Source organism: Alteripontixanthobacter maritimus (assembly GCF_003340475.1).
In the GTDB taxonomy this organism is placed as follows: Bacteria; Pseudomonadota; Alphaproteobacteria; order Sphingomonadales; family Sphingomonadaceae; genus Alteripontixanthobacter; species Alteripontixanthobacter maritimus.
The window spans coordinates 1,516,709-1,543,113 of record NZ_QBKA01000002.1 but is presented as its reverse complement, the minus strand read 5'-3'; the positions used below and the strand labels follow the sequence as shown (position 1 = coordinate 1,543,113).

Below are 26,405 nucleotides of genomic sequence, written 5' to 3'. Positions count from 1 at the left end.
ACCTTACGCACTTGTCGTCGCGCATTCGTATGCGCAAAGACCTTCGACGAGAGCCCGCAAAGGGCCCGATAATGCGTATCGTGCGATACGTTTGATGGAGAGGATGCCATGAAATTTTCACTCTACGCTACCACTGCGCTCACCGCGGGAATGCTGGCGCTGCCTTCGGCAGTCTATGCACAGACCACGCAGGAAGAGGCTCAGGAAGTAGAGCAGGAACGTGATGCTGGTGTCATAATCGTAACCGCGAACCGCCGCGCGCAGGATGTGCAGGACGTTCAGATCGCGGTGACGGCGGTGGACGCGGTTACACTGGAACGACAGGGCGTAGATAATATCCAGGACGTTACCCAGGTCGCAACCAGCTTTTCCAGCAGTCAGGCGCAGACATCGTCGGGTTCGGTCGTGCTGCGTATTCGCGGAATCGGCACCACGTCGAACAATATCGGGTTCGAAAGCGCAGTCGGCATCTTCGTGGACGGCGCCTATCAGTCCCGCCCCGGTGTCGCCTTAACCGAGTTCGTGGATATCGAACGGGTAGAGGTGTTGCGTGGTCCGCAGGGAACCCTGTTCGGACGCAACACGTCGGCCGGTGCGCTTAACATCGTGACCAATCGCCCGGATCTCGACACGTTCGGCGGTTTCGCCAACGCCACATACGGCAATTTCGATGAGATCGGCGTGCAGGGCGCGGTGAACGTACCGCTGGTGGAGGACAAGCTGGCGCTGCGAGTTACCGGCGCCTACCGTCAGAGGGACGGGTATGTCACACTTGTAGACGGGAATGGCACTCCGTTCGCCGAATCCAACACCGCCGACCAGTATCTCGTTCGCGCCCAACTGGGGTTCGAGGCCGATAACGGACTGCGGGGCCGGTTGATCGGGGACTTCTCCAACAGCCAGGCCAGTTGCTGCAGCCCTGTCGAAATCTATGCAACCCCGCTCGAAACGGCGGGAGTGTATCAGGCGCTCGGCCTTGGCGCGCGCGGCGGGCAGGGGGCACCGGTTCGTGCCACCAATCCATTCGACCAGACAGCCATTGAACAGGCCACTGACAACCGCATTGCTACCGCCAATTTCGCACCGGAATCGGATGTCGACAATTACGGCGTGACGGGCGAGATTGAATTTCCGGTCAGCGACAACGCCGATCTGATCTTCATCGGATCATGGCGGAAGTTCGATTCCTTCGAATCTTACGATTCCGATTTCTCCGCGCTCGACATTTTCAATGTTGGCCCGGCTCTGACCGATATCGAAACCTTTACTGCGGAACTGCGGCTGCAGGGCGATGCGATGGACGGGCGTTTGAACTATCTCATTGGCGGATATTTCTCAGATGAGCAGATCGAACAGGACATCACTTTCGAACTGGGCGAGGATTATGGCGAGAATGTCGGAGTGCTGTTGTTCCCGGCCACAGGCGGGGCGTTGGGCGCGAATCCGCTGACCGTATTCACCGGACTGGATCCGGCCAGCACGAGCAGCCGCAACCGGTTCCAGCAGGACGCCAAGAGCTATTCGATCTTCACGCATAACAGCTACGAGGTGTTCGACGGGCTGGAGGCGACGCTGGGTCTGCGCTATTCCTGGGAAGACAAGAGCGGCAGTTTCGAACAGCTTGAGAATAACAACGCTGTATGTCCGGCGGTTCTGAATGCGCTACCCGCGATTGGCGGGGTCAGTCCGGCTCTGGTCGGTCCTTTCATCGGACTGGGTTGTTTCGGCTTCACCGCGCCGGCCGATTTGCCGCAGGCCGCTGTATTGCCACTCGTGCGAACATTCGATACCGATTTTAACGACGAGGAACTGATCTATACGGCCAAGCTCGGGTATGAATTCGCCGCTCCTGTGAATGTCTATGCCAGCTTCACCCACGGCTACAAATCGGGCGGCATTAATCTCGACACCACGGCCGCCGTTGCGGGCGCCGATCCGACCTTCCGTTCGGAAGAAGTGGACGCCTATGAGATCGGCCTCAAATCGCGCTTGCTCGATAACCGGGTAACCTTGAACATTGCGGCTTTCCGAGAAGAGTTCAGCGATTTCCAGGTTCTGGAATTTACCGGCACGGCGTTCCAGACGTTCAACGTACCCAAGGCAATTACTGAAGGGGTGGAGATCGAAACGCTCATCCGCCCAAGCGACAATCTGACGGTGAATGGTGGTTTGACGCTGATCGATGCGCGCTATCCCGACGATTGCAATGGCGATCAGACGAACGTGAACGTCGTGTCGCTATGCGGCAACGATCTGACCAACGCACCGAATATCGTCGGTGTGCTGGGTGCGCAGTACGAAGCTGATCTGACGAACAATTTCGATTACTTCCTGGCCGGACAGGTCCGGATGGAATCGGATAGCCGGACGTCCACCCAGGCGATCGTTCCACCATCGGTGCCGCCGGGTTCGACCCTCGCGCAGGTGCAGGCCGCAGTGGCCGGGGCGCCGTTAATTGTCGGAGACCAGCAGGACGGGTATTTCCAGATCAACCTGCGCGCCGGTGTCGGTACCATCGACGACCGGTTCGGGATCGAATTCTACGTCAACAATCTCACCGACGAAGTGGTTCGCGGGGTAACGTTCAACACCACACTGCGCGGCAGCGGTGCGGCGAACAGCCGGTCGGCCTTTGTACTGGCACCGCGGACTTACGGCGTAACCGTTCGCACGAAGTTCTGAACTAGACCGCCATATGTGACACAAAAGGGGGCCGTCCGCGCGCAGCAGGCGGCCCCCTTTTCGGTTCTTCGCGGGGGCGTGCATAATCCGGCGGGCGTGATGCGGCTCCGCCCAACGGCGCGCCCGCACCGCATTATCCTCCCTTGTCGGCCATGACGCGCGCCATTATTGCCGCCCTTATGGAACCCACACGCAACCCCGTCATCTCCGCCACCGGACTGTTCACGCCGGAACACAGCATTTCCAACGAGGAGCTGGTCGAAAGTTTCAATCGTTTCGTGGATCGGCACAATTCCGCCCATGCCGCCGCCATCGCGGCTGGCGAAACGGAGGCGCTGACACATAGTTCGGTCGAGTTCATCGAGAAGGCGAGCGGAATCAAGGCACGGCATGTGCTGGCCAAAGAGCCGGTGCTAGATCCCGATATCATGGCCCCGCGCTGGGACGCGCGCGGGAATGACGAGCTGTCGATGATGGCGGAGATCGGCGTGGCCGCCTGTCGCCAGGCGCTGGAGCGGGCGGGGCGCGATGTGGCCGACGTGGATGCGGTGCTGTGCGCGGCTTCCAATATGGAGCGCGGCTATCCCGCGATGGCAATCGAGATCCAGCAGGAACTGGGCATCGACGGCTTCGGTTTCGACATGAATGTGGCGTGCAGCAGCGCGACTTTCGGTATTCAGACAGCGGCGGATTACATTCGCGCCGGCAACGCGCGTAGCGTGCTGGTGGTCAGCCCCGAAATTACCTCCGGCCACCTCAACTGGCGCGATCGGGACAGCCATTTTATTTTCGGCGATGTGGCAACGGCGGTGCTGGTGGAGGACGCCGCGCTCGCCCCGGCCGATCATTGGGACATCCTCGGCACCAGGCTGAAGACGGTATTCTCCAACAACATCCGCAACAATTTCGGCTTCCTCAACCGCGCGGTGCCGGAGACCGAAGGCGATCCGGACAAGCTATTCGTTCAGGAGGGGCGCAAGGTCTTCAAGGAAGTGGTGCCGATGGTGGCGGACATGATCCTGACCGAAGCCGAGCGGCTGGGCCTCGATCCTGAAAACCTGCGCCGGCTCTGGCTGCATCAGGCCAACGCCGGGATGAACCGCCTTATTGCCCAGCGGGTGCTGGGACACGAGGCCAATGATGACGAGAGCCCGACGGTGCTGGATACTTACGGCAACACATCCAGCGCGGGTTCGATCATCGCCTTCCATCTCCATTCGGACGATCTGGAACCGGGCGACCGCGGCCTGATATGCAGCTTCGGCGCGGGTTATTCCGCCGGCACGGTATTCGTGCAGCGCGTGGGCTGACGCCGCTATTGCGCGCTTTGTTTCCGGCGAAATCGTCCGGCCGGACCTCTTGTGACATGGTCCGTCGCGGCGTAGGGGCGGCTGATGGCAGGAAACATGCTCGATAACAGGGGCGGCGGCGATGGCGGATGGTCATTTCCCGCAATTCACCCCGAGGGCCGCAGGTTCGGCCTGATCGCCATCGCCATCTCGCTGGCGGTGTTGCTGGTGCTGGACTGGGAGCTACTCGGCTGGCCGATGCTGGCGTTGTCGGCGGGTGTGTTCGCCTTTTTCCGCGATCCCGAACGCGCGGTGCCGCAAGGCAGCGACCTCTTGCTATCCCCTGCCGACGGCCGGATCACGCAGATTGCCGAAGTGGAATGGCCCCGGGAATTGGCCGCTGTGCCCGGCCTTGCAACGGGGCCGGTGTGGCGCGTGTCGATTTTCATGAGCGTGTTCGACGTCCACATCAATCGCGCGCCAATCGCCGGTTCGCTACGTGACATGATCTACATGCCGGGTGAGTTTGCCAATGCCGATCTCGACAAGGCGAGCGAGCGGAACGAGCGCCAGCACATGATTATCGAGCGGGGCGACGGCACAGTCGTGGCGCTCACCCAGATTGCCGGCCTGATAGCGCGCCGGATTGTGCCGTTCGTGAAAAATGGCGATATTCTCGCCGCGGGACAGCGCATCGGTCTGATCCGGTTCGGCAGCAGGGTGGATGTATATCTGCCTGCAGGTACACAACCCGCAGTGCTGATGGGGCAGAAAACCGTGGCCGGGGAAACGGTTCTTGCGCATATCGGGCAAAGCCGTTTGATCGAAGGTATTGCGCTGTGAGTATCGAAATCGTTCTGAGGAATTGCGCATGACTGTGGACCGACCCCGGGTAGGACCCAAAGCCGCCGAGGACGAAGTTGCCGTATTGCAGGATGGCGCGCAATCCTCGCGCGGACTATCCCTGCGGGCGGTGCTGCCGAACGCTATCACCGCCGCTGCATTGTGCTCCGGTCTGACGGGCATCCGATTTGCCATTACGGAGGATTGGGGCCCGGCCATCATCGCCGTGATCCTGGCCGGGTTGCTGGACGGTATCGATGGGCGGGTGGCCCGGCTTCTGAAAGCGCAGTCGCGCTTCGGGGCGGAAATGGACAGTCTGGCGGATTCGCTGTCTTTCGGAATGGCGCCGGCGCTTATCCTGTACCTCTGGTCGCTGCAGGAATTGCCGCGCATCGGCTGGTTTGCCAGCCTTGCTTTCGCCATTTGTTGCGCTTTGCGGCTCGCCCGTTTCAACGCCCAGATCGATGCCGATGAACAGCCGCACAAATCGGCAGGCTTCCTGACCGGAGTGCCCGCTCCAGTTGCGGCGGGCCTCGCTTTTCTGCCGTTCTACATCTGGATGGAGACAGGGCAGGAATGGCTGCGCAATCCGATTGCCGTCGGAATCTGGCTGGCGGTCATCGCGGTGCTGATGGTGTCGAATGTCGCCACCTTGACTTGGGCTTCGTTAAGGCCGCGGCGCAACGTCCGGCTGGGCGTAATTGGCGCGGTCGGCGTTCTGTTTGCCGGCCTGTTGCTGGAACCGTGGTGGGCGCTGACGGCAATCTGCCTGGTCTATCTTGCGCTGATGCCGCTGGGTATCATCCGGTATGGCCGGGTCAGGCAGCGACGACGTCAACAGGCTGACGCGGCGCATGACCCGGACGATAGCAGGCGCGCTGCGACTTTGCCGTAACCTGACGAAGAACCGGCATCGGTTCGTCTGCGACACATTCGAAAATATCGAGCCTGATTGCCGGATGTGACGGCGCCAGTGCCAGCTTGCGTGCAAGGGAACCATGCAGCGCACGCGCCTTGATCGTGGCGTCGGCAATAATGGCGACGCTGACAAGTGCGACCAGCGACACTGCAAAAAAGGTGAATACGACCATCGGTAAAATCCTTGTTGGCCATCCACCACTGTTGACAGGGTGTGGATAACAGGTGGATAACTGGCATTCGAAACACTGGTTCCGTCTGAAACTTGCTGTTCCCTATTTGTTCTCACCGGTCAAGCCCCGTTTGCCACGAGCTGCGCTTTTTTGGCGACCAGTTGAGGGTGGATTATAGGTAGAACTCCCGCTAAGGACCGCGCTTCGCCGTCGAATCAGGCCCATCCGGGCTTGGCAAGGTAGCGAAAATTCACATGGACGGCATACATACCGGTGCCCGGCGGGATCTCCGCCACAAGGGTCACTCGCCGTCCAGAGGAACAACCGGAAAGGAAATATCTATGGCGGCACCTACCGTCTCGATGCAGCAGCTTATCGAAGCCGGAGTACACTTCGGCCACCAGACCCACCGCTGGAACCCGCGCATGAAGCCGTACATTTTCGGCGCGCGTAACGGTGTCCACATTCTCGACCTCTCGCAGACCGTGCCGATGTTCGCCAGCGCGCTGGACTTCATCGCCAGCACTGTGCGTTCAGGTGGCAAAGTCCTGTTCGTCGGCACGAAGCGCCAGGCGCAGGAACCGATTGCCGAAGCCGCGCGCGCCAGTGGGCAGCACTTCGTCAACCATCGTTGGCTGGGCGGAATGCTCACCAACTGGAAGACGATCAGTGGTTCGATCAAGCGTCTCAAAACGCTGGACGAGCAGCTGTCGGGCGACATGATGGGCCTCACTAAGAAAGAAACGCTGCAGCTGACGCGCGAGCGTGACAAGCTGGAACTGTCGCTTGGCGGTATCCGCGATATGGGCGGCATTCCCGAAGTCATGTTCGTGATTGACGCGAACAAGGAAGACCTCGCCATCAAGGAAGCCAACGTCCTCGGCATTCCCGTGGTCGCCGTGCTCGACACCAATGTCGATCCCAGCGGCATCGCCTTCCCGATCCCCGGCAATGACGACGCTGCACGCGCCGTGCGCCTGTATTGCGATGCGGTGGCCCAGGCCGCCCGCAGCGGCAAGGGCGAGGGCGCCGGCGATGGCGGCCAGGATGTCGGCGCGATGGAACAGCCACCGCAGGAAGCGGCCGCCACCGCGTAAGCCGGCGGCGCCGGTTCCCGGCACCTCTTAAATTCGGTGCGCGCCGGGCCCATATGCGGCCCGGCGCCGCATTTCGTTATAATCAAAAGGAAATTCAAAGATGGCCAATTACACCATCGCCGACGTGAAAACCCTGCGCGAGAAAACCGGCGCGGGCATGATGGACGCCAAGAAGGCATTGGAAAGCGCCGATGGCGATATCGAAGCCGCAGTCGACGCATTGCGCGCCAAGGGCCTTGCCACTGCACAGAAGAAATCCAGCCGCACCGCTGCCGAAGGGCTTGTGGGCGTCGCTGTCGAGGGCAATCGCGGCACGGCTCTGGAAGTGAATTCCGAAACCGACTTCGTGGCCAAGAACGATCAGTTCCAGGATTTCGTACGCCACGCGACCGCCGTTGCGGCCAAGCTGGACGCGGACGATGTCGAAGCGCTGAAAGCCGCCAACTACCCCGCTGGCGGCACTGTGGGCGACAAGCTGACCGATAACATCGCCACCATCGGCGAGAACCAGCAGCTGCGCCGCATGAAGACCGTCTCCGTCACCAACGGTGTGGTCGTACCTTATATGCACAACGCCGTCGCACCGGATCTCGGCAAGATCGGTGTGCTGGTCGCACTGGAAAGCGAAGCCGACAAAGCCACGCTGGAAACGCTGGGCAAGCAGCTTGCCATGCACATTGCCGCCGCTTTCCCACAGGCGCTGGATGCCGACGGTCTGGACTCCGAAGTGATCGAACGCGAACGCGCTATCGCCCGCGAAAAGGCTGCCGAAAGCGGCAAGCCCGAAGCGGTGCAGGAAAAGATGGTCGACGGCGCGGTGGCGAAATTCGCCAAGGAAAACGCGCTTTTGAGCCAGGTGTTCGTGATGGACAACAAGACGCCGATTGCTCAGGTCGTCGCCAATGCCGGCAAGGAAGCCGGTAAGGACATCGTCCTGAAGGACTACGTCCGCTTCCAATTGGGCGAAGGCATCGAGAAGGAAGAAAGCGACTTCGCAGCGGAAGTTGCGGCCGCCGTTCAGGGTTGAAGCAAGTCAGCGTTACAACTCTATCGTCATTCCCGCGAAAGCGGGAACCCGGAGCGGCTAATCCGAACCGCCAACCTGGGTCCCCGCCTCCGCGGGGATGACCAGGGGTCAGAACATAAGGCCGCCGCAGCATAACCGCTGCGGCGGCTTTGTTCGTCGTTTAGCCCGAAGCGGACTTTCCGCTAACGACCCCATTGCGGACCTTCAGCTTGGCGCTAAGATGCAGGGATGATTGACGTTCCTCCCGAACCTTTACCGACGCAAGAACAAGTCATCGAGCAGCGATTGCTCGACTGTGGCCTTAATCCTGGCGGGTTCACCGTCAAATACGAAGACTACCTCCAGAGCATCGAGATATCCATCGAGCCAAGTGCTGGAGCGACCTCAGATAATTTCGATTGCATCAGAGGGGCCGCTGGCAACGAGATTGTCACGTTTGAAGACGGTGAGATGTTTGCTGCCTACATGGACTTCGCTGCGGAGCTGGCCCGACCTGACATGATGGTGATGTATGAGGGTAGATTGAAGGAGGCTGGATTGTGGGAAGGCTTTCCAGTCCGCGAGGACTATGGTTCCCTAGAAGAATATGCGGAGGCGCTAGAGGTGCATGCTGGCATGAAGCCGGGATCGGCGCTCCGTGTTTCGGGCGATGGTATCCTTCTCGACCCGCCTAGCGCTTCACACAATTATCCGGACTTTGCCGAGCGATATGCGAACCTCCTCTCGGTGGTAGCCTATGCGGCCACAAAAGATCGAGTGAACTTCGGCTTCATCGGAAACGAGAGGGTCGCAGAATAGCGCAATACGGCGATGGCCGAACGTCCGCTCCCCACTGCAAACCTCACCGTTCACGTTGATGTGAGGTCTGCCCATAAACAGCCACCATCCCGGAAACCCATCAACACAGGCTTTCCCTTTGCGCCGCGGGGGTAGGGTGGCTAAGGCTTGGCGCAACCTGCACATTATCCGGACCGAACATCTCCATGCCAGCCCCCCAGTATAAACGCATCCTGCTGAAACTGTCGGGCGAGGTGCTGATGGGGGGGCAGGATTATGGCATCGATCCCGGCTTCGTGGCGGAAATGGCGAAGGAAGTGAAGGCGGCCAAGGAAACGGGGCTGGAAATCTGCCTCGTCATCGGCGGTGGCAATATTTTTCGCGGGATGGCCGGCGCGGCGCAGGGGATGGACCGGGCGCAGGCGGATTACATGGGCATGCTCGCCACGGTGATGAACGCGCTCGCCATGCAAAGCGCGCTGGAACAGATCGGCGTACCCACCCGCGTGCAATCCGCGATCGAGATGGACAAGGTGTGCGAACCCGTCATCCGCCGGCGCGCCGAACGGCATCTGGAGAAGGGCCGCGTGGTGATCTTCGCCGCCGGTGTCGGTGCGCCCTATTTCACCACCGATAGCGGGGCGGCCCTGCGCGCGGCGGAGATGAAATGCGATGCGCTGCTGAAAGGCACCAGCGTTGATGGCGTGTATGACAGCGACCCCAAGACGAACGCGGATGCAAAGCGTTTCGATACGGTGACTTACGACCGCGTGCTGGCGGATAATCTTAAAGTGATGGATGCCTCCGCCGTTGCGCTGTGCCGCGATAACGATATCCCCATCGTGGTCTTCTCCATCCGGGACGAGGGCAATCTGGCCCGCGTGCTGGGCGGAGCGGGCGTGCAAACCATAGTGAAACAATAGTCTAACCAAAAATACGGGAAGGAGCCTCACCATGGCAAAATTCGACAAGAGCGATATCGAGCGCCGGATGCAGGGCGCAGTGGAAAGCCTGAAAGGCGATCTGTCGGGCTTGCGGACGGGACGCGCCAACACCTCGCTGCTCGATCCGGTAATGGTCGATGTATATGGCTCGATGATGCCGCTCAACCAGGTGGCCACCGTCTCCGCGCCGGAGCCGCGCATGTTAAGCGTGCAGGTCTGGGATAAGGCCAACGTAACCGCTGTGGAGAAGGGTATTTCCAAGGCTAATCTGGGCCTTAACCCGATGCAGGACGGTCAGACGCTGCGCTTGCCGATGCCCGATCTCAACGAGGAACGGCGCAAGGAGCTAGCCAAACTGGCGGGCAAATATGGCGAGAACGCCAAGATCGCGATTCGCAATGTCCGGCGTGACGGGATGGAAAATCTGAAGGAAGACGAGAAGAAGAAGGATATCTCGGAAGACGAGCGCAAGCGGTTCGAGGACGATGTGCAGACGCTGACCGACAAATACGCAGCCGAAACCGACGCTGCGGTCGAGGTAAAGGTCAAGGAAATCATGACGCAGTGAGGGGGCAGGGGGGCCTTTTCGTTCTGTTAGCCAGACCAAGCCCGTTCGTGTCGAGCGCACCCGGCATCTCGGCCGCGCTCGACGCGAACGGATTGCAGGGTCCGGGGCGGATATGAATGACGCCCGCGCCAAACATGTCGCCATAATCATGGATGGCAATGGCCGCTGGGCGAAGCGCCGCGCGTTGCCGCGCGCAATGGGCCACCGCAAGGGCGTGGAAGCGGTGCGCGAACTGGTCCGCAATGTCGAGCCGCTGGGGCTGGAATGCCTGACACTGTATGCCTTCAGTTCGGAAAACTGGAAACGGCCGGACGAGGAAGTCGACGATCTGATGGCGCTGATGCGGCGCTTCATCAAATCGGACCTGCCGGAATTTGTGTCCAACGATGTGCGCCTCATAATTATCGGCGATTGGCAAGGGCTTGCGCCCGATATCGTGGAAATGCTCGAAGATGCGCTCGAACGGACCGCTGAGGGATCGCGCACTCTGGCAGTCGCGCTCAATTACGGGTCGCAAGACGAGATCGCGCGCGCTGCAGCGCAGGCCGCAGCCCAAAGCAACGGTGCGGGCAAGGTGACTGCAGATAGCATCGCCGCACATTTGGACACCGCTGACCTTCCGCCGCTCGACCTGCTGATCCGCACCAGCGGCGAAGTGCGACTGTCCAACTTCCTGCTGTGGCAGGCGGCCTATGCCGAAATGCTGTTTGTCGATACGCTGTGGCCGGACTTTACGCCGGACCATTTGCGCGCGGCGCTCGAGGATTTTGCCAATCGGGAGCGGCGCTATGGTGGACGCTGACGGGCCGGAAGCCCCCGAACCGCAAAGCTCTGTGCCGGACGCTCCCGCGACCCATGGCGAGCCCGCAATGGCGCTGCGTCGGCGTGACCGCTTCAGGAACCGCGCCCGCAAATACGTCCACCTGCCGCTATGGATGAAAACGTCGGACCTGCCGGTGCGTACGGCCTCTGCCGTGGTCATGGTGGCGGTGGCGACGTTGCAGCTGTATCTGGGTGGTCCGGCGCTGAAGGCGTTCCTGTGGCTGGTAGCCGCGATCTGCTTTTTCGAATTGCTGCGGCTGGTCGGCCGGGCTGCGGAGACGCTGCCTACGAAAGTCGCGGGCATGGCGGCGGGCGCGGCCTATATCGCACTGGCCGGACTGATGCTGACCGGAATGAACGCCCGCCTGCTGATTGCGGTTATCGTGGCCGTCGCGTTCGTCGATATCTTTGCCTATTTCTTCGGGCGGACCATTGGGGGGCCGAAAATCGCGCCGCGTATCAGCCCATCCAAGACATGGGCGGGATTGCTGGGCGGGGTCGTCGGGGCGACGCTCTGGCTATATATCGCCTCCACCCTGTTCACCGGGCGGCACGCCAATCCGGGCAAGATCGATCTGTCGGTCTTCTTCGGCGACACGCCGGCGGTGGTCCTTCCGATCGTCGGTGCCGCAATCGCGGTGCTGGCGCAGGCGGGTGACTTTTTCGAAAGCTGGCTGAAACGGCGCGCCAACATGAAAGACAGCTCCACTTTGATCCCCGGCCATGGCGGCGTGTTCGACCGGGTGGACGGGCTGCTTCCGGTCAGCATCGTGGCGGGGCTGCTGTTCGGCTCCTCCCCGTGGTAAGACACTGCGCATGACACCTCGTTCGATTACGATCCTCGGCGCAACCGGATCGGTTGGCGCGTCCACGCTGGACCTCGTGCGCCGCTCGCCCAAGAGCTGGCGGGTGGTCGCGTTGACCGCAAATTGCAGCGCAGCGGAACTGGCGAAGCTGGCGCGCGAATTTAATGCTGAATGCGCGGTAGTGGCCGAGGAAAGCTGCCTGCCCGGACTGCGCGACGCGCTGGCGGACAGCGGGATCGAGGCGGCTGGCGGCAACCAAGCGCTGTGCGAGGCGGCCACCCGTCCTGCCGATATCGTTGTGGCCGCCATCGTCGGCTGCGCGGGCCTTGCCCCGACCATGGCCGCCATCGAACAGGGCCGCACGATCGCGCTCGCCAACAAGGAAGCGCTGGTTTCTGCAGGCGAGGTGATGACCGCTGCCGTGGCGAGGAACGGCGCAACCCTGCTGCCGGTCGATAGCGAACACAACGCCATCTTCCAGTGCCTGGCCGGGAACGACATTGCCGACGTGGCCCGCATCACGCTGACTGCCAGCGGCGGCCCGCTGCGTACGAAAACGCTGGCCGAGCTTGCCGCGACCACTCCGGCAGAAGCGGTGGCGCATCCCAATTGGGATATGGGCGCCAAGATCAGCGTCGATTCCGCCACCATGATGAACAAGGGGCTGGAGTTTATCGAGGCGCACCACCTGTTCCCGGTAGGGCTCGACCGGCTAGCCATCGTGGTCCACCCGCAAAGCGTGATTCATTCCATGGTGGAATATCGCGACGGGTCCACGCTGGCCCAGCTCGGGCCGTCCGACATGCGCGTGCCGATCGCATCCTGCCTTGCGCATCCTGCCCGGATGGATACGCCGATGGCTCCGCTGGATCTGGCAACCATCGGGGAACTAAGCTTTTTTGCGCCAGATGAAGAGCGGTTCCCGGCCACAAAACTGGCGCGCAATGCCGCCAATGCGGGCGGGGCGACTCCGGCGATCCTCAATGCGGCAAACGAGGTAGCGGTGGCGGCGTTTCTCGCCGGTAAGATCGGGTTCACAGATATTACCGTAACAGTGGCGGAGACCCTGGAACGCCTGTCGCTGACCCCGCCGACGACGCTGGACGCAGTCCTCGCCGTCGATGCCGAGGCTCGTGCCTGCGCCGAAACCGCCTTGGAGACTTACGCTTGATCGAATCGCCGCCCTTCTGGTTCTACATCGCCGGCTTCCTGTTGATTCTCGGCCCGCTCGTGACGTTGCACGAATTCGGGCATTACCTGGTCGGCAGGATGTTCGGTGTTGGCGCGGATGCGTTTTCGGTGGGCTTCGGTAAGGAACTGGCGGGCTTTACCGACAAACGCGGCACCCGGTGGAAGCTTTCCGCGCTGCCGCTGGGCGGTTATGTCCAGTTTCGCGGCGACATGAATCCCGCCAGCATTCCCGATGCGCAAGCGGCTGCCGCGATGACGGAGGAGGACCGTCAGGGCGCTTTTCAATACGCGGCCTTGTGGAAGCGCGCGCTCATCGTGTTCGCGGGACCGGCCACGAACCTGATCATTACGCTGGCGATCTTCGCCGGGTTCGCGCTGATCTACGGTAAGGCGGTGCCGACCAATCTCGATGAACAGACCAGCGTCGCCGCGTTTGCCGAAACCAGCCCGGCACGCGAAGCCGGGATGCAGATCGGCGACCGCATCGTCGCCATCGATGGCGAGGAAGTGGCGGATTTCCGCGATGTGGTGAAGCGCATCGTGTTCTACCCGAACGAAACGATCGACATTACGCTCGACCGCGATGGCCGCACATTCGACCTGCCGGTTACCATCGGCGCGACGATGGAGAAGGACGAGTTCGGCAACGAAAGTAAGATTGGCCGGATCGGTGTGGAATCCGCTCCGATCGAGGCTGAAATGGTGCCCGTGGGGGTGGGCGAGGCCGCATCGATCGCATATAGCCAAACGGTTGATATGACGGTCATGATGGTCACCGGGATCAAGCAGATCGTCACCGGCGATCGCTCGGTCCGCGAATTGGGCGGGCCGCTCAAAATCGCGAAATTTTCCGGCGAGCAGCTCAGCCGGGGCACACAGGCGTTTGTCTGGTTCGCGGCGCTCATCTCGCTTAACTTGGCATTCATTAACCTGCTGCCAATCCCCGCGCTCGACGGTGGGCATCTGGCATTTTACGCGGCCGAAGCAATCCGCAGGAAGCCCGTCGGCGAAAAAGGTATGGAGCTGGCCTATCGCGGGGGGGTGGTAGTGGTTTTGACTCTGATGATCTTCGTGACGGTGAACGACATCATCACGATCCCCTGGTTCGGCGCCTGACGGGCCGGGAGGCGGGGATAAATCGCTTCCCTTGACGGGGCGCACCGCTTGATAGTGGCGGGCGCATCGGGCAAGGGGCGCACCTCTCCCCGGCGCGGCGGGCGGGACCGGGGCAGGACACATCCGCGCGAATGAATTTCACGGAGAGCCACGCTTTATGAGTGGACGGAATTTAGAAGCCATGCCGCCTGAAACCACTTCGGTCGATTCCGGTGCGCATCGCATCTCGCGCAACTCGCGTTTGTTCGGCGTTCTGCTCGGCGGTACGGCGCTTGCCTGCATGCCGGTTATGGCTCTGGCGCAGGATACAGGCGATGCCGATGCGGCGACGCAAACTGCGCAGCCTTCCGGTCGGACGGCGGTCCAGCAGACACCGGCGACGGCGCAGCAATCCGATGTGATCCGTACGATCTCGGTATCCGGTGCGCAGCGGTTGGAGCCGCAGACAATCCTGTCCTACATCACCCTGCGCCCCGGCCAGGTATGGTCGCAGGAACGCGGCGACCAGACATTGAAGGAACTGGCGGCGACCGAATTGTTCGCCACCTACGATGTCCGCAATGACAACGGCGCGGTGCTAATCACGCTGACCGAGAACCCGGTCGTCAACCGCATAGTGCTGGAAGGCAACAAGCGGATCAAGGACGACAAGATCCTGCCCGAGATCAAGCTGACCGCGCGGCAGATCTTCACCCGGTCGAAAGTGCGCGCCGACGTCGCCCGCATTATCGAACTGTACAAACGCCAGGGCCGGTTCGCTGCCACTGTCGAACCCAAGATGGTGCAGCTTGGCCAGAACCGCGTCGATATCGTGTTCGAAATCGAGGAGGGGCCCAAGTCCAAGGTCCGCCAGATCAACATTATCGGCAACGAGAAGTTTTCCGACGGCGAGCTGCGCGGCGAAATGCTGACCAAGCAGGCCCGGCTGACCAGCTTCCTGTCCAGCAACACGAGCTACGATCCCGACCGTCTTGCCTTCGACCAGCAGCGGCTGCGCCAGTTCTATCTCACCGAAGGCTATACCGACTTCCGCGTCGTATCAGCCGTGGCAGAGCTGACGCAGGACAAGAAGGACTTCATCATCACCTATGTGGTGGAGGAAGGCGAACGCTACAAATTCGGCGACGTGAACGTCGAAAGCCAGCTGCGCGATTTCGACAGCGACCGGATGAGCAGCGGCCTGGCGATCAAGCAGGGCGACTGGTACAACGCCAAGACCGTCGAAGACACGGTAGAGAATTTCAGCGAGCTGGCCGGAACGTTCGGCTATGCCTTTGCCGACGTATCGCCGCGTATCGAGCGGGACCGCGAAAACCGCGAAATGGACGTGACGTTCGTGCTGCGCGAGGCGCCGCGCGTTTATGTCGAGCGCATTGACGTCAACGGCAACACGCTGACGCAGGACAAGGTCATCCGCCGCGAATTCCGCGTGGCGGAAGGCGATGCGTTCAACTCGCTGCAGGTCAAACGCTCCAGCAACCGCATCAAGTCGCTGGGTTACTTCCAGGAAAATTTCGAGATCACGCAGGTCGAAGGCAGCGCGCCCGACCGCATTATCCTGGAAGCCAACGTGGAAGAGAAGCCGACCGGCGAATTGCAGCTGTCGGCCGGGTTCTCCTCCATCGAAAGCTTCCTGCTGTCCGCCTCGATCCGCCAGCGTAACTTCCGCGGGCGGGGCCAGACACTGGGTGCCAGCGTCAATTATTCGCGCTTCTCGCGTGCGGCGCAGTTGAGCTTCACCGACCCCTATCTGTTCGACCGGAACATCTCGGCCGGCGTGGATGTGTACCGGCGCGATCTCAGCAGCTTCAATTTCCGGAACGACAATTCCACGACATTCTCGCAGGCGACGACCGGCTTTCAGGCGCGGGTCGGCGTGCCTTTGAGCGAGTATATGTCTCTGGTCGGCAGCTACACGCTGAACTACGACCAGATCAGCCTCGACGAGAGCCAGTTCTTCAGCGACCTCGACGGGGATGGCATCGCAACCTGCGATCCCATTCGCGCAGGCCGTTATCTGTGCGACACGCTCGGCAACCGCCTGTCATCCATTCTCGGCGCGACGGTGGTGCATGAAACGCTGAACAACCGTTTCCGGCCGAGTTCCGGACGCAGCGTATCGTTGACGGCGGAATATGCGGGTCTCGGCGGGGATACCAATTACGCCCGGATCAAGGGCAAGATTGCGCAATACTTCAACGTCGGCGGCGGCTTTATTTTCTCGCTTCAGGCGGAAGGGGGCGCGATCAAGGGCTTCGAGGACCGCGAGGGAGCTGGCGTCGATGATGTTCGCCTGACCGACCGGTTCTTCCTTGGCGAACCGCAGTTCCGCGGGTTCGACATTCGCGGCGTGGGACCGCGTGTCATCCGCCAGCCATTGCGCGATACCGATGGCGACGGCATTCCCGAAGTCATTACCGACGAAGATCTCGTTTCCGACGATGCGATTGGCGGCAACGCCTATTATCTCGGCCGCGCGGAGCTGGAAATCCCGCTCGGCAGCGGGGCGAGCGAGCTGGGGCTGCGGCCTTCGATCTTCGTCGATGTCGGTGCCTTGTTCAGTGTGACCGACCCGGTGCTGAACGTCAGTCCGTTCCCGGAAGGGATCCTCGCCAACCAGTTCGATGCCGATGGCAATCAGCTGTTCATCCTGCCTGGCGTAGGGGACCAGCCTCCGACCTTCACGACCGATCCGACGGATGCCATGGGCAATCCGCTCGACCCAGCGCAGCGCCAAATCGCGCTGCCATTCCAGGAAGTGTTCCTGGGCGACAGCGCCAGCCCGCGCGTTTCGGTGGGGATCGGCGTCAACTGGAATTCGCCTTTCGGGCCATTCCGGATCGACGTAGCCAAGGTGCTGAAAAGCCAGCCGGGTGACGACACCAAACTGTTTACATTCAACGTAGGAACGCAATTCTGATGATGAAATTTCTGAAGCCGGCGCTGGCCGCCGGTCTGGCAGCCGCAGCACTGACCGCCCCGATGGCTATGGCTCCTGCCGCCGCGCAGGCCGTAACGCCCGGTATCGCCGTGGTGAACCTGCCCGCAGTCGTTCAGCAAAGCGCCGCCATCCGCGTCGCTGCCGAACAGCGCCAGACGACTTACAAGCCGCAGATCGACCAGGCGAACGCCCGCCAGTCGGCAATCTCGGCTCAGTTGCAGCCGCTTTACGCAAAGCTGCAGGCCGACCAGCAGGCCGGTGTCGCCAACGCCCAGTTGCAGCAGCAGGCCGCCCAGATCCAGCAGATCGAGCAGGCCGGACAGCGCGAATTGCAGACCATCCTTCAGCCCGTGCAGCTGAGCCAAGCCTATGTTGGCGAACAGATCCGCGAGCAGCTGGACACCGCGATGAAGGCGGCCATGGCGAAGAAGAACATCACGCTGCTGCTCGATGCCAGCAACGGCGCGGTGATTTATGCCGAGAGCCCCTACAATATCACGCAGGACATTATCAACGAGCTGAACACGCTGCTCCCTACAGCGCAGCTGGTTCCGCCCGCTGGCTGGCTGCCGCGCGAAATTCGCGAACAGCAGGCCGCCGCTGCCGCCGCGCAGGCCCAGCAGCCTACACCCGCGCCAGCTCCCACCGGCCGCTAAAACGTCGGTCCTGGGGGAAGTATGAGCGATACCGTTTACGACACGGCGAAGGTGCTGGAAGCATTGCCGCATCGCTATCCGATGCTGCTGGTCGATCGGGTAGAGAACCTGATCGTCGATGAGAGCATCCACGCGGTCAAGGCGGTGTCGTTCAACGAAGGGTTCTTCCAGGGCCACTTCCCCGGCCGCCCGATCATGCCCGGCGTCCTCCAGATTGAGGCGCTGGCCCAGGCGGCGGGTATTCTCGCGGTAGAAACCCTCGGCCTCGCCGGAACAGGCAAGCTAGTCTATTTCATGGCTATCGAAAACGCCAAGTTCCGCGCCCCGGTGGAACCCGGCTGTCTGCTCGATCTCAAGGCCAGCTTCATTCAGAAACGAGCTAAGGTCTGCAAGTTCAACGGCGAGGCAAGCGTGAACGGGAAGACGACATGCGAGGTGAACTTCACCGCGATGATCGCGTGAGGGTTGGTGGTGGTGTTTTTTGATTAGCCTCAAGCGCCGGCGGTCGCGTCCGCTCCCTTAGACTATCCTCGCGCTTCGCGCTGCGGGCGGCCCTTTGGGCCTATGACTGCCGTGACCTGGAACCGGGCCCAAGATTGCGAGGGTAACGCTTATCCCGTTTGCGACCAGCAAACGGCAAGCATGTCCTGAGCCTGTCGAAGGGGCCGAACGGCCGTCCGAGCTTATGCGAGGAAGCAAGGAACCCGGATGGGTTCCGCCCGCAGGGTCTAAACAAAAACACCCGCCGCCGCTTGAGGCTCAACAAACTATTGCCAAAACCGCCGCGTCCGCCTAGACGCGCGCCTTTCCCAATACACAGCGAGCCCGGTCGGTACCGGGCGAATGCTATGAAGGACCAAAGCCATGAAGGCCGATACGCATCCCGAATACCACGTCATAAACGTCAAGATGACCGACGGCACCGAATTCCAGACCCGCTCGACCTGGGGCAAGGAGGGCGACACCATGACGCTCGACATCGACCCCACCAGCCACCCGGCATGGACTGGCGGCAAGCAGCAGATTCAGGAAGGCGGCCGTGTTGCGCAGTTCAACAAGCGTTTCGGCGGGCTTTCGCTCAAGAAATAATCAGTTTCACCAGTTTCCAGATTTCTGGGCTGACCGGTCTTCGGACCGGAAAGGGAAAGGCGGTCCGACGGGGCCGCCTTTTTTCGTTTGCGAATACGCCTGTCTTTTCGCAATATCTATGCCGCCAAATAGCAGTCTGTAATGCGCTTTCTAGACCAGTCGCCGGGTGCTACCCCCACGGCAGTTCCCGGTACCACTTGGTAATCACGTATTTCGTGCCCTTGCGTACCTTCATCCCGTGATGGAGGGTATTGGGGTTGACTCGGCCATCGACGCGGCGATTGTTCCAGCATAGCAGCTTGCCGGCTTCGGGATGGATGGTTTTCCGGATCGTCTTGAAGCGCGTGCCGCCGCCGGCTTCCACGTCGTTGAGATAGATCATGAATGTCCAGCTGCGTTGTCCGGCGACGGAACAGAAGCGGGCATAGTCCTGCCCGTCGGGCGCGAAATAGTCCGTGTGCGGTTTGAATTCCTGTCCCACTGCATAGCGCTGGCCCTGTACGGGTTCGCCATGTGCGGGGTCGATCCCGTTCAGCGCCAGCAACAGCGCCTCAAGCCGCTCGACCGCCGGATCGCCCGCATCCAGATCGCAGGTTTCGCTGGTCCGGAAATAGGCGTCGCCATTATCATCCGCGATGGTGGAGGGGCGGCGGCCCGTATCGATCAACGCAATCAGGTCGGCACAGTGTTCGGGTGAAAGGAAGTCGCGCTGCTGCAACAGGTCCAGCCGGTCTGTCGGTACGCGCTGCATACCAGACCCGGCGAGCCGTTCGACGGAGGATTCGCCAGCTGCGTTCATGTGGCCACGTTACCGTCGGACTCGCCCCCTGCAAAGGTGAAGCATTTGTGGGGCCACGAAATTTTCTTGCGCAAGAACAGCACCTGCGCAGTTTTCCCTTCCCATTTGGGGGCGTGTGTGCAATTGGCGCGTCCGCTCGGGATTGGCTGCTTGACCGCACCATCCTGACGTATATCAGCCCACGGCAATACGCCTGCCGGGGCGTGTGGCGATCGTAGCTCAGTTGGTTAGAGCGCCGGTTTGTGGTACCGGAGGTCGGGGGTTCAAGACCCCTCGATCGCCCCATTTTTCTCCTCGCCCCTGGCTTCGACGCGCATTTGCGCGCGTATGGTTTTTCCCACGCAATCCTGCGTGCAGGGATGAAGGATCCGGTCGCATGACAGCCTTTTGGGCGCAGCCCGATTACGACGATCACGAGCTTGTGCAGCTCGTCCGCGATCCGGCGAGTGGGCTGACCGCGATCATCGCCCTGCATTCCACACATCTCGGCCCCGGCGCAGGCGGCACGCGCTTCTGGCATTACGCCCAGCCCGAAGCCGCAATGCGCGATGCGCTGCGCCTCAGCCGCGGGATGAGTTACAAGAACGCCATGGCCGGCCTGCCGATGGGTGGCGGCAAGGCTGTGATCCTCGCCGATGAAGGCAGCGCCAAATCGCCCGAGCTGCTTGCGGCATTCGGGGATGCTGTGAATGCCTTGGGCGGACGGTATGTGACCGCCGAGGATGTCGGCATCAGCGAGGCGGACATGGTCGCCGTGTCGCAGCGGACGAAATACGTGTCCGGCCTGCCGGTGGAAGAGGCTGGCGATGCGGGCGGCGATCCCGGCCCGTTCACCGCGATGGGCATTTATCATGGCATCAAGGCGGCGGTGCAGCACAAGTTGGGCAAGGATAGCGTAGAGGGTGTGCACATTGCCATCCAGGGCACCGGAAGCGTCGGCGGCGGCGTCGCGAAACTGCTCGCGAAAGACGGTGCGAAGCTGACATTGTCCGATATCGACATGGACCGGGCGCGGACGCTGGCTACCGAACTGGACGCGCAGACTGTGGAAGCGGACGCGATCCTCGGCGTCTCGTGCGATGTATTCAGCCCCAATGCACTCGGCGCGATCCTCGATGAGGACGGCATAGCGCGGCTGGATTGCGCGATCGTCGCGGGCGGGGCGAACAACCAGCTTGCCCGCGCGGCGGACGGCAAACGGCTCCACGATCGCGGTATTTTATATGCGCCTGATTACGTCATCAATGCAGGCGGGATCATTTCCGTCACGCTGGAATATCTGTGTGCCCAGCACGGGCAACCTTGCGACATCAACGAAGTTCGCAAGCGCCTGGCACAGATTCCCGGTCGCCTGACCGATATCTGGCGCAAGAGCGAAGCGAGTGGGGAGCCTGCCGACATGGTTTCGGACCGCATGGCACAGGAGCTGATCGGTCGGGGGTGAACTGCCGGCGATTCGCCATCGCTCTGCGATTTGCGGTCTGGGCAGACAGGCACGCTCCGTTAACCGCATCGGCAATTGCACCAATTGCAACCGCGCTCAGCTTGCGGTTCGGGGCGGCTGATGGCAAGGCAGAACGCGTTAGACACATGCATGGTTTCGCCAATCCCACACGGTTCCTGAGCCTCGCCAGCTGGCTTACGCCGCTGCTGCTCGCGCTCGGCCTGATACTGACCGCAGGCGCGCTGGCGTGGGGGTATTTCGTGGTTCCGCCCGACCGGCTGATGGGCGAAACGGTGCGGATATTGTTTGTCCATGTGCCCGCGGCCTGGCTGGGCATGGGCGGCTGGGCGGCGATTGCGGTATCGAGTCTAGCATTCCTCGTCTGGCGCCATCCACTCGCCAATCTGGCCGCGCGAGCTGCCGCGGTGCCTGGGCTGGTGTTTACCGCGATCTGCCTTGTCACCGGGTCCATCTGGGGCCGCCCGACATGGGGGACATGGTGGGTCTGGGACGGCCGCCTTACGTCGATGCTGGTGCTATTGTTCCTCTATTTCGGTTATATTGCCTTGTCCGGTGCGGTAGCCCGCGAGGGCGCAAGCGCGCGCATCCCGGCCATTTTTGGACTGGTCGGGGCAGTCAATATACCGATCATCAACCGCAGCGTGGTGTGGTGGAATTCGCTTCACCAGCCGCCCAGCATCACCATGGGCAAAAGCGCGATCGACGCTGAATTTCTGGTGCCGTTGCTGGTGGCGACGGTCGGTTTTTCGCTGTTGTTCGCAGGCGTAGTGCTCGTGCGGATGCGGACGATGCTCGCCCAAGTGCAGGTGGAAGCGCGTTTGCGGCGTAGAGCGCAGCGCGCGCCATCCGACCTCGAAGCAGGAGCGACTTGATGCGGGAGGGGCTGGACCCGTCGGTCTTCGTGCTGGCGAGCTATCTCATCGGCATCGGTGGGACGCTGGCGCTGGTCGTATGGAGCTGGCTGGCGATGCGTCGGGCCGAGGCAAGGCGCGCGGAAAGCCGCCGCGGATGAGCACGCTCCAACCCAAACACCAGCGCCTCGTGCTGGGCGGGCTCGCGGCTGTTTTGCTGATCGTGGCGGCGCTGGTCGCGGCATGGGCCTTGCGCAGCGAGGCGAGCTATTTCTACCTGCCGGGCCAGATGCTGTCCGATCCGCCGGAGCCGGGGCGCAATGTCCGGCTCGGCGGCATGGTCCGCGAAGGGTCGCTGGATACGGAAGCAGACGGCGTGACGGTGACGTTCCTGGTGGATGACGGGGCCGATGCCACCGGGCAGGCCGTGCCGGTTCGCTACGCCGGGATCCTGCCCGACTTGTTCGTGGAGGGATCCGGCGTGGTTGCCGACGGGCGGTTGGCGGCGGACGGCACATTCGTCGCCGAAACGCTGCTCGCCAAACATGACGAGAATTATGTGCCGCGCGAGCTGGAGGAGATGACCGCCGCGCAGGCCCGCGCCGTGGTTGCGGATACGGAAACGGCCCCCGCGCAGTCAGCGAACGTCCCGTGATTGCCGAACTCGGTCTTGCGGCGCTGTGGCTGGCGGCCGCGCTGTCTCTTCTCCAACTGGTCAGCGGTGCGCTGTCGGTTCGGACTTCGGGCGAAGCGGCGGATGAAATAACGGGCGGGGCGCTGGCGCTTATAGCCCGGCCCGCCGCCATCATGCAGGGCGCGCTGGCGGCGTTCAGCTTCGCCATGCTGCTGTGGCTGTTCGTGCGCACGGATTTGTCCGTGGCGCTGGTTGCAGCCAATTCGCATTCCGCCAAACCGTTCATCTTCAAGCTGGCCGGCACGTGGGGCAATCACGAAGGCAGCATGCTGTTGTGGGTGACGGTGATGGCCCTGTCCGGCGCGCTGATCGCCGGGCTGGAGCGGCGCCTCCCCGAACGCACGATGCAGGCGGTGCTGGCGGCGCAAGGGTTCGTGGCGCTGGGGTTTTACGCGTTCCTGCTCTTCAGCAGCAATCCGTTTGCACGGCTGGCGGTGGCCGTGCCGGAGGGGCTGGGACTCAATCCGCTGCTGCAGGACATCGGCCTCGCCTTCCATCCGCCCACTTTGTACATCGGTTATGTTGGCCTATCGGTGGCGTTCAGCTTTGCCGTGGGCGCGTTGCTGACACGGCAGGTCACGCCTGATTTCGCCCGCGCGATGCGGCCATGGGTGCTGGGCGCGTGGATCTTCCTGACGGCGGGTATCGTGGCGGGAAGTTACTGGGCCTATTACGAGCTTGGCTGGGGCGGCTGGTGGTTCTGGGACCCGGTAGAGAACGCCTCGCTGATGCCATGGCTGGCGGCGACTGCGCTGCTGCACTCGGTAAGCGTATTGGCCCAGCGGGACGCCCTGCGCGCCTGGACAATGATGCTGGCAGTCATCGCCTTTTCGATGAGCATGGTCGGCACCTTCCTCGTCCGCTCCGGCGTGCTGACCAGTGTCCATGCCTTTGCCGTCGATCCCGAACGCGGCAGTTTCATCCTCGCGCTGCTGGCTATCTATATCGGCGGTGCACTGGCGGTGTTCGCGGTGCGGGCGGGCGCAATCAACGAAGGGCAGCGGTTCAATGCCGTCAGCCGCGAAGGCGCGCTGGTGTTCAACAATCTGATGCTGACCGCGCTGCTCGGCATCGTGCTGTTCGGCACGCTCTATCCGTTATTGACCGAGGCGTTCGGCGTGCGGGTCAGCGTGGGTCCGCCATATTTCAACCCCGTGAGCGCGATTTTCGCACTGCCCATGGTGGCAATCATGGCGGTGGGCCCGCTGCTGCGCTGGCGGCGAGACCGGCTGGAACGGTCGAGCAAACCGCTGGTGCTCGTCGGCGTCATCGCGATAGCCGCTCTGGTGACAGCGCTGGCGTTGGGCGCGGGCATGCTTTCGGCGCTGGGGATCGGTCTTGCCGCAGGGCTCGCCATCGGCAGTTTCGCGCCGCTTGCCGGGCGCAACATCCTGCGCGTCAAGCTGGCGACATGGGGCATGATGGTCGCTCATTTCGGCATCGCCGTGGCGCTGTTCGGCATGGCAAGCGACAGCGCGTTTGCGCTGGAAAGGCTTGCGTCGCTTCGCAATGGCGAAACCACCACTGTCGGCCCGTGGTCCGTGAGGCTCGACGGGGTGGAGCCGGTTGCGGGGCCGAACTGGACTGCCATGGAAGGGCGGATGGCGGCCCGGTACAAGGCCGGCGAGCCGGTCATCGCGGCACCGCAGGCCCGCACGTTTTTTGCGCCGGTTCAGGAAACCACCGAAAGCGCGCTGATCACACGCTGGAACGGGCAGCTTTACGCGGTGCTGGGCCGCCAGACGGAACCGGGCGTGTGGCAGGTGCGCGTGTGGTGGAAGCCATTTGTCACCATGATCTTCCTCGGTGGGATTCTGGTCGCGCTGGGTGGATTGCTGGCGCTGATCGGCAGGCTCGGCGTCGAAGCGCGGCAACGATACATCCGGCGCAGAATAGCCGACCGGCGCGCAGATGAGGAGGCATTGGCATGAGCGGGGGCGGGCGTGGGCGCATGAGCAGCATCATGCTGACGCGCTGGTATGTCTGGCTACCGTTGGCGGTATTCGTCGGCTTTCTGGTGCTGGCGACGTGGCGGCTCGCTGAACCGCGCAATCCCTTTGTGGAAAGCGCGATGGTCGGAAAGGCTGTGCCTGCGCTGGATTTGCCGCCGGTGCTGGAAGGCAGCATGGGTTTCAATAGCGCGATGCTGTCCGACGGCACCCCGCGGCTCGTCAATATCTGGGCCAGCTGGTGCGCGCCCTGTATTGCCGAAGCGCCCCGGCTGGAGGAATTGCAGGCCGCCGGTGCTAAAATCGTCGGCGTGGCCATCCGCGACAAGCGTGAGGACGCGGCCCGATTTCTTGAACGCCATGGCAATCCGTTCGAAGCGGTCGCTCTCGACGAACGGTCGCAAGTCCAGCTTGCCCTCGGCGCGAGCGGCGTACCGGAGACGTTCGTGGTCGATGGTAAGGGAGTGATTACCCATCAGCATATCGGTGAAATCCGCGAGGGTGATGTGGCCGTGCTGCTCGCCAAATTGCGCGAGGCTGGGCGATGATCATTGCGCAATCTCCGACCGTTCGAATGGCGGGTTTGTTAATGTCGCTGCTTTTGGTGACTTCCGTGCCCCTCGGCGCTCAATCCGCGCCGTCCACTGCGCCGTACGCCGACACGCAACTGGCCGATCCCGCGCAGGAGGCCGAGGCTCGCGATTTGATGGAAACGCTTCGGTGCGTCGAATGCCAGAGCCAGTCGATCGCGGATAGCGACGCGCCGCTCGCCGGCGATATGCGCAGTATCGTGCGCGAACGGATCGAGAGCGGGGACAGCCCGGAACAGGTGCGCGAGTGGTTGGTCGATCGTTATGGCGACTACATCAGCTATGCCCCGGTCGTGCGCGCGAGCACCTGGCCGCTATTTGCCATCCCGCTGATCCTGATCCTGCTGGCGGGGATGCTCTTGCGCCGCCGATTGAGCGTTCGACGCGCGCGCAGGGACGAGCGAACGTGATCTGGCTGCCTCTCATCCTCCTGCTGGTCGTCACCATGGCCGGCGCGATCCTGCTGCTGCGGCTGCCCAAGGCGGTATGGACGATTTTTGCCGCTGCGCTGGTATTCGGACTTGCCGGATATGCCTGGCAGGGGCAGCCCGGCCGCGCCGGTGCGCCTGCACAGCAAGACCTGGCCGCTCCGGTCGATGGTGAAGGCATGGTGGCTGCCCGGCGGGCCATGTTCAGCCGCGGGGCCACTCCTTCGCGCAACATCATTCTGTCGGATGGTTTTGCCCGGCGCGGCCAGTATGAAACCGCCGCCGGACTGCTGCGCCGCGAAGTGCGCGAACGGCCCGGCAACACGGAGGCATGGCTGGCGCTCGCAAACGCGCTGGTGGGCCATGCGGATGGTCAGATCACACCCGCCGCACGCCATGCTTTCGCCCGCGCCGAAGCAAGCGATCCCGCCCATCCCGGGGCCGCTTATTTCGCGGGCGTAGCCTTGATCCGTAAAGGCGACCCCGCCGCCGCCCGGCAGTTATGGGCGGATCTGCTGGAAACCGCGCCAGCCGATGCGGAGTGGCGCGGTGAGCTGCTCCAGCGCCTCGCCCGGCTCGATGCGCTGATCGCGTTCACGCAAGCACCAACCCAAGGTGATAGCCCCGCGACGCGGCCATGATCTGCGCGCGTGTTGCCGCTGGTGCGGCTTGCTGCTAAGCGCCGCCGCC

The 26,405-nt window shown here is 62.3% G+C and carries 26 protein-coding genes and 1 tRNA gene; 26 read left to right on the top strand and 1 reads right to left on the bottom strand.

Going from position 1 to position 26,405, the window contains the following annotated elements; genetic code table 11:
* Positions 1-108: 108 nt before the first annotated feature.
* The 17 genes from HME9302_RS07655 to rpmE all read left to right on the top strand — a co-directional run bounded on the left by HME9302_RS07655 (position 109) and on the right by rpmE (position 18,939).
* Complete coding sequence (locus tag HME9302_RS07655) at positions 109-2,682, top strand: TonB-dependent receptor (RefSeq protein WP_230079916.1); 2,574 nt, start codon at positions 109-111, stop codon at positions 2,680-2,682.
* Positions 2,683-2,861: 179 nt separating this feature from the next.
* Complete coding sequence (locus tag HME9302_RS07650; RefSeq protein WP_115367572.1) at positions 2,862-3,992, top strand: beta-ketoacyl-ACP synthase III; 1,131 nt, start codon at positions 2,862-2,864, stop codon at positions 3,990-3,992.
* An 84-nt stretch (positions 3,993-4,076) separates the two neighbouring features.
* Positions 4,077-4,814, top strand: coding sequence for a phosphatidylserine decarboxylase (locus HME9302_RS07645; protein ID WP_115366532.1), 738 nt, complete (start codon positions 4,077-4,079; stop codon positions 4,812-4,814).
* A 28-nt stretch (positions 4,815-4,842) separates the two neighbouring features.
* Positions 4,843-5,709: a CDP-alcohol phosphatidyltransferase family protein gene (locus HME9302_RS07640; RefSeq protein ID WP_115366531.1), complete on the top strand. Its 867-nt coding sequence runs from the start codon at positions 4,843-4,845 to the stop codon at positions 5,707-5,709.
* A 537-nt stretch (positions 5,710-6,246) separates the two neighbouring features.
* Positions 6,247-7,002: a 30S ribosomal protein S2 gene (gene rpsB / locus HME9302_RS07630; protein ID WP_115366529.1), complete on the top strand. Its 756-nt coding sequence runs from the start codon at positions 6,247-6,249 to the stop codon at positions 7,000-7,002.
* Between the two features lie 100 nt (positions 7,003-7,102).
* On the top strand, positions 7,103-8,029 hold the full coding sequence (tsf, locus tag HME9302_RS07625; protein WP_115366528.1) for a translation elongation factor Ts: 927 nt from the start codon (positions 7,103-7,105) through the stop codon (positions 8,027-8,029).
* 228 nt (positions 8,030-8,257) lie between these two features.
* Positions 8,258-8,827 (top strand): hypothetical protein, encoded by a 570-nt coding sequence (locus tag HME9302_RS07620; RefSeq protein ID WP_115366527.1) that lies wholly within the window; start codon positions 8,258-8,260, stop codon positions 8,825-8,827.
* Between the two features lie 185 nt (positions 8,828-9,012).
* A complete protein-coding gene (gene pyrH, locus HME9302_RS07615; protein WP_115366526.1) occupies positions 9,013-9,729 on the top strand; it encodes a UMP kinase in 717 nt (238 codons plus the stop codon).
* A gap of 31 nt (positions 9,730-9,760) precedes the next feature.
* Positions 9,761-10,318, top strand: coding sequence for a ribosome recycling factor (frr, locus tag HME9302_RS07610; protein WP_115366525.1), 558 nt, complete (start codon positions 9,761-9,763; stop codon positions 10,316-10,318).
* Positions 10,319-10,430: 112 nt separating this feature from the next.
* Positions 10,431-11,120, top strand: a complete 690-nt coding sequence (uppS, locus tag HME9302_RS07605; protein ID WP_115366524.1) for a polyprenyl diphosphate synthase — start codon at positions 10,431-10,433, stop codon at positions 11,118-11,120.
* Complete coding sequence (locus tag HME9302_RS07600) at positions 11,107-11,946, top strand: phosphatidate cytidylyltransferase (RefSeq protein WP_230079915.1); 840 nt, start codon at positions 11,107-11,109, stop codon at positions 11,944-11,946. The genes uppS and HME9302_RS07600 overlap by 14 nt, the downstream gene beginning before the upstream one ends.
* 10 nt (positions 11,947-11,956) lie before the next feature.
* Positions 11,957-13,117 (top strand): 1-deoxy-D-xylulose-5-phosphate reductoisomerase, encoded by a 1,161-nt coding sequence (locus HME9302_RS07595; RefSeq protein ID WP_115366523.1) that lies wholly within the window; start codon positions 11,957-11,959, stop codon positions 13,115-13,117.
* Entirely contained in the window at positions 13,114-14,253 is a 1,140-nt protein-coding gene (gene rseP, locus HME9302_RS07590) for an RIP metalloprotease RseP (protein ID WP_115366522.1), read from the top strand. Before HME9302_RS07595 ends, rseP begins: the two co-directional genes overlap by 4 nt.
* A 157-nt stretch (positions 14,254-14,410) precedes the next feature.
* Positions 14,411-17,173 carry an outer membrane protein assembly factor BamA gene (gene bamA / locus HME9302_RS07585; protein ID WP_407641318.1) on the top strand — a complete coding sequence of 921 codons (2,763 nt, stop codon included), beginning with the start codon at positions 14,411-14,413 and terminating at the stop codon, positions 17,171-17,173.
* Positions 17,173-17,850, top strand: a complete 678-nt coding sequence (locus tag HME9302_RS07580) for an OmpH family outer membrane protein (protein ID WP_115366520.1) — start codon at positions 17,173-17,175, stop codon at positions 17,848-17,850. The genes bamA and HME9302_RS07580 overlap by 1 nt, the downstream gene beginning before the upstream one ends.
* 21 nt (positions 17,851-17,871) lie before the next feature.
* Complete coding sequence (fabZ, locus tag HME9302_RS07575) at positions 17,872-18,312, top strand: 3-hydroxyacyl-ACP dehydratase FabZ (RefSeq protein WP_115366519.1); 441 nt, start codon at positions 17,872-17,874, stop codon at positions 18,310-18,312.
* A 402-nt stretch (positions 18,313-18,714) separates the two neighbouring features.
* The gene (gene rpmE / locus HME9302_RS07570; RefSeq protein ID WP_115366518.1) at positions 18,715-18,939 is read left to right on the top strand and encodes a 50S ribosomal protein L31; all 225 of its coding nucleotides are present in this window, start codon (positions 18,715-18,717) and stop codon (positions 18,937-18,939) included.
* Positions 18,940-19,108: 169 nt separating this feature from the next.
* Here rpmE and HME9302_RS07565 read toward each other — a convergent pair whose 3' ends face one another.
* A complete protein-coding gene (locus HME9302_RS07565; RefSeq protein ID WP_115366517.1) occupies positions 19,109-19,738 on the bottom strand; it encodes a prolyl hydroxylase family protein in 630 nt (209 codons plus the stop codon).
* A gap of 208 nt (positions 19,739-19,946) precedes the next feature.
* Between HME9302_RS07565 and HME9302_RS07560 the strand changes: the two genes are divergently transcribed.
* The 9 genes from HME9302_RS07560 to HME9302_RS07525 all read left to right on the top strand — a co-directional run bounded on the left by HME9302_RS07560 (position 19,947) and on the right by HME9302_RS07525 (position 26,356).
* Positions 19,947-20,023 (top strand) — tRNA-His (locus HME9302_RS07560).
* A gap of 91 nt (positions 20,024-20,114) precedes the next feature.
* Positions 20,115-21,182, top strand: a complete 1,068-nt coding sequence (locus HME9302_RS07555; RefSeq protein WP_115366516.1) for a Glu/Leu/Phe/Val family dehydrogenase — start codon at positions 20,115-20,117, stop codon at positions 21,180-21,182.
* A 146-nt stretch (positions 21,183-21,328) separates the two neighbouring features.
* Positions 21,329-22,075, top strand: a complete 747-nt coding sequence (gene ccmC / locus HME9302_RS07550; protein WP_115367570.1) for a heme ABC transporter permease CcmC — start codon at positions 21,329-21,331, stop codon at positions 22,073-22,075.
* Positions 22,075-22,215, top strand: a complete 141-nt coding sequence (locus HME9302_RS13280; RefSeq protein ID WP_181815710.1) for a hypothetical protein — start codon at positions 22,075-22,077, stop codon at positions 22,213-22,215. The genes ccmC and HME9302_RS13280 overlap by 1 nt, the downstream gene beginning before the upstream one ends.
* Positions 22,212-22,709 (top strand): cytochrome c maturation protein CcmE, encoded by a 498-nt coding sequence (gene ccmE, locus HME9302_RS07545; protein ID WP_115366515.1) that lies wholly within the window; start codon positions 22,212-22,214, stop codon positions 22,707-22,709. The genes HME9302_RS13280 and ccmE overlap by 4 nt, the downstream gene beginning before the upstream one ends.
* A complete protein-coding gene (locus HME9302_RS07540; protein WP_115366514.1) occupies positions 22,706-24,679 on the top strand; it encodes a heme lyase CcmF/NrfE family subunit in 1,974 nt (657 codons plus the stop codon). Before ccmE ends, HME9302_RS07540 begins: the two co-directional genes overlap by 4 nt.
* Positions 24,676-25,245, top strand: a complete 570-nt coding sequence (locus HME9302_RS07535) for a DsbE family thiol:disulfide interchange protein (protein WP_230079914.1) — start codon at positions 24,676-24,678, stop codon at positions 25,243-25,245. The genes HME9302_RS07540 and HME9302_RS07535 overlap by 4 nt, the downstream gene beginning before the upstream one ends.
* A 26-nt stretch (positions 25,246-25,271) precedes the next feature.
* Positions 25,272-25,697 carry a cytochrome c-type biogenesis protein gene (locus HME9302_RS07530; RefSeq protein ID WP_115367568.1) on the top strand — a complete coding sequence of 142 codons (426 nt, stop codon included), beginning with the start codon at positions 25,272-25,274 and terminating at the stop codon, positions 25,695-25,697.
* Positions 25,694-26,356, top strand: coding sequence for a tetratricopeptide repeat protein (locus tag HME9302_RS07525; RefSeq protein WP_115366513.1), 663 nt, complete (start codon positions 25,694-25,696; stop codon positions 26,354-26,356). Before HME9302_RS07530 ends, HME9302_RS07525 begins: the two co-directional genes overlap by 4 nt.
* Positions 26,357-26,405: the final 49 nt, after the last annotated feature.

What these genes read in the sequence shown, in the direction of transcription:
- HME9302_RS07655 (WP_230079916.1), top strand. Translation starts at nt 109, where the DNA reads ATGAAATTTTCACTCTACGCTACCACTGCGCTCACCGCGGGAATGCTG.
- HME9302_RS07650 (WP_115367572.1), top strand. Translation starts at nt 2,862, where the DNA reads ATGGAACCCACACGCAACCCCGTCATCTCCGCCACCGGACTGTTCACG.
- HME9302_RS07645 (WP_115366532.1), top strand. Translation starts at nt 4,077, where the DNA reads ATGGCAGGAAACATGCTCGATAACAGGGGCGGCGGCGATGGCGGATGG.
- HME9302_RS07640 (WP_115366531.1), top strand. Translation starts at nt 4,843, where the DNA reads ATGACTGTGGACCGACCCCGGGTAGGACCCAAAGCCGCCGAGGACGAA.
- rpsB (WP_115366529.1), top strand. Translation starts at nt 6,247, where the DNA reads ATGGCGGCACCTACCGTCTCGATGCAGCAGCTTATCGAAGCCGGAGTA.
- tsf (WP_115366528.1), top strand. Translation starts at nt 7,103, where the DNA reads ATGGCCAATTACACCATCGCCGACGTGAAAACCCTGCGCGAGAAAACC.
- HME9302_RS07620 (WP_115366527.1), top strand. Translation starts at nt 8,258, where the DNA reads ATGATTGACGTTCCTCCCGAACCTTTACCGACGCAAGAACAAGTCATC.
- pyrH (WP_115366526.1), top strand. Translation starts at nt 9,013, where the DNA reads ATGCCAGCCCCCCAGTATAAACGCATCCTGCTGAAACTGTCGGGCGAG.
- frr (WP_115366525.1), top strand. Translation starts at nt 9,761, where the DNA reads ATGGCAAAATTCGACAAGAGCGATATCGAGCGCCGGATGCAGGGCGCA.
- uppS (WP_115366524.1), top strand. Translation starts at nt 10,431, where the DNA reads ATGAATGACGCCCGCGCCAAACATGTCGCCATAATCATGGATGGCAAT.
- HME9302_RS07600 (WP_230079915.1), top strand. Translation starts at nt 11,107, where the DNA reads ATGGTGGACGCTGACGGGCCGGAAGCCCCCGAACCGCAAAGCTCTGTG.
- HME9302_RS07595 (WP_115366523.1), top strand. Translation starts at nt 11,957, where the DNA reads ATGACACCTCGTTCGATTACGATCCTCGGCGCAACCGGATCGGTTGGC.
- bamA (WP_407641318.1), top strand. Translation starts at nt 14,411, where the DNA reads ATGAGTGGACGGAATTTAGAAGCCATGCCGCCTGAAACCACTTCGGTC.
- HME9302_RS07580 (WP_115366520.1), top strand. Translation starts at nt 17,173, where the DNA reads ATGATGAAATTTCTGAAGCCGGCGCTGGCCGCCGGTCTGGCAGCCGCA.
- fabZ (WP_115366519.1), top strand. Translation starts at nt 17,872, where the DNA reads ATGAGCGATACCGTTTACGACACGGCGAAGGTGCTGGAAGCATTGCCG.
- rpmE (WP_115366518.1), top strand. Translation starts at nt 18,715, where the DNA reads ATGAAGGCCGATACGCATCCCGAATACCACGTCATAAACGTCAAGATG.
- HME9302_RS07565 (WP_115366517.1), bottom strand. Translation starts at nt 19,738, where the DNA reads ATGAACGCAGCTGGCGAATCCTCCGTCGAACGGCTCGCCGGGTCTGGT.
- HME9302_RS07555 (WP_115366516.1), top strand. Translation starts at nt 20,115, where the DNA reads ATGACAGCCTTTTGGGCGCAGCCCGATTACGACGATCACGAGCTTGTG.
- ccmC (WP_115367570.1), top strand. Translation starts at nt 21,329, where the DNA reads ATGCATGGTTTCGCCAATCCCACACGGTTCCTGAGCCTCGCCAGCTGG.
- HME9302_RS13280 (WP_181815710.1), top strand. Translation starts at nt 22,075, where the DNA reads ATGCGGGAGGGGCTGGACCCGTCGGTCTTCGTGCTGGCGAGCTATCTC.
- ccmE (WP_115366515.1), top strand. Translation starts at nt 22,212, where the DNA reads ATGAGCACGCTCCAACCCAAACACCAGCGCCTCGTGCTGGGCGGGCTC.
- HME9302_RS07535 (WP_230079914.1), top strand. Translation starts at nt 24,676, where the DNA reads ATGAGCGGGGGCGGGCGTGGGCGCATGAGCAGCATCATGCTGACGCGC.
- HME9302_RS07530 (WP_115367568.1), top strand. Translation starts at nt 25,272, where the DNA reads ATGGCGGGTTTGTTAATGTCGCTGCTTTTGGTGACTTCCGTGCCCCTC.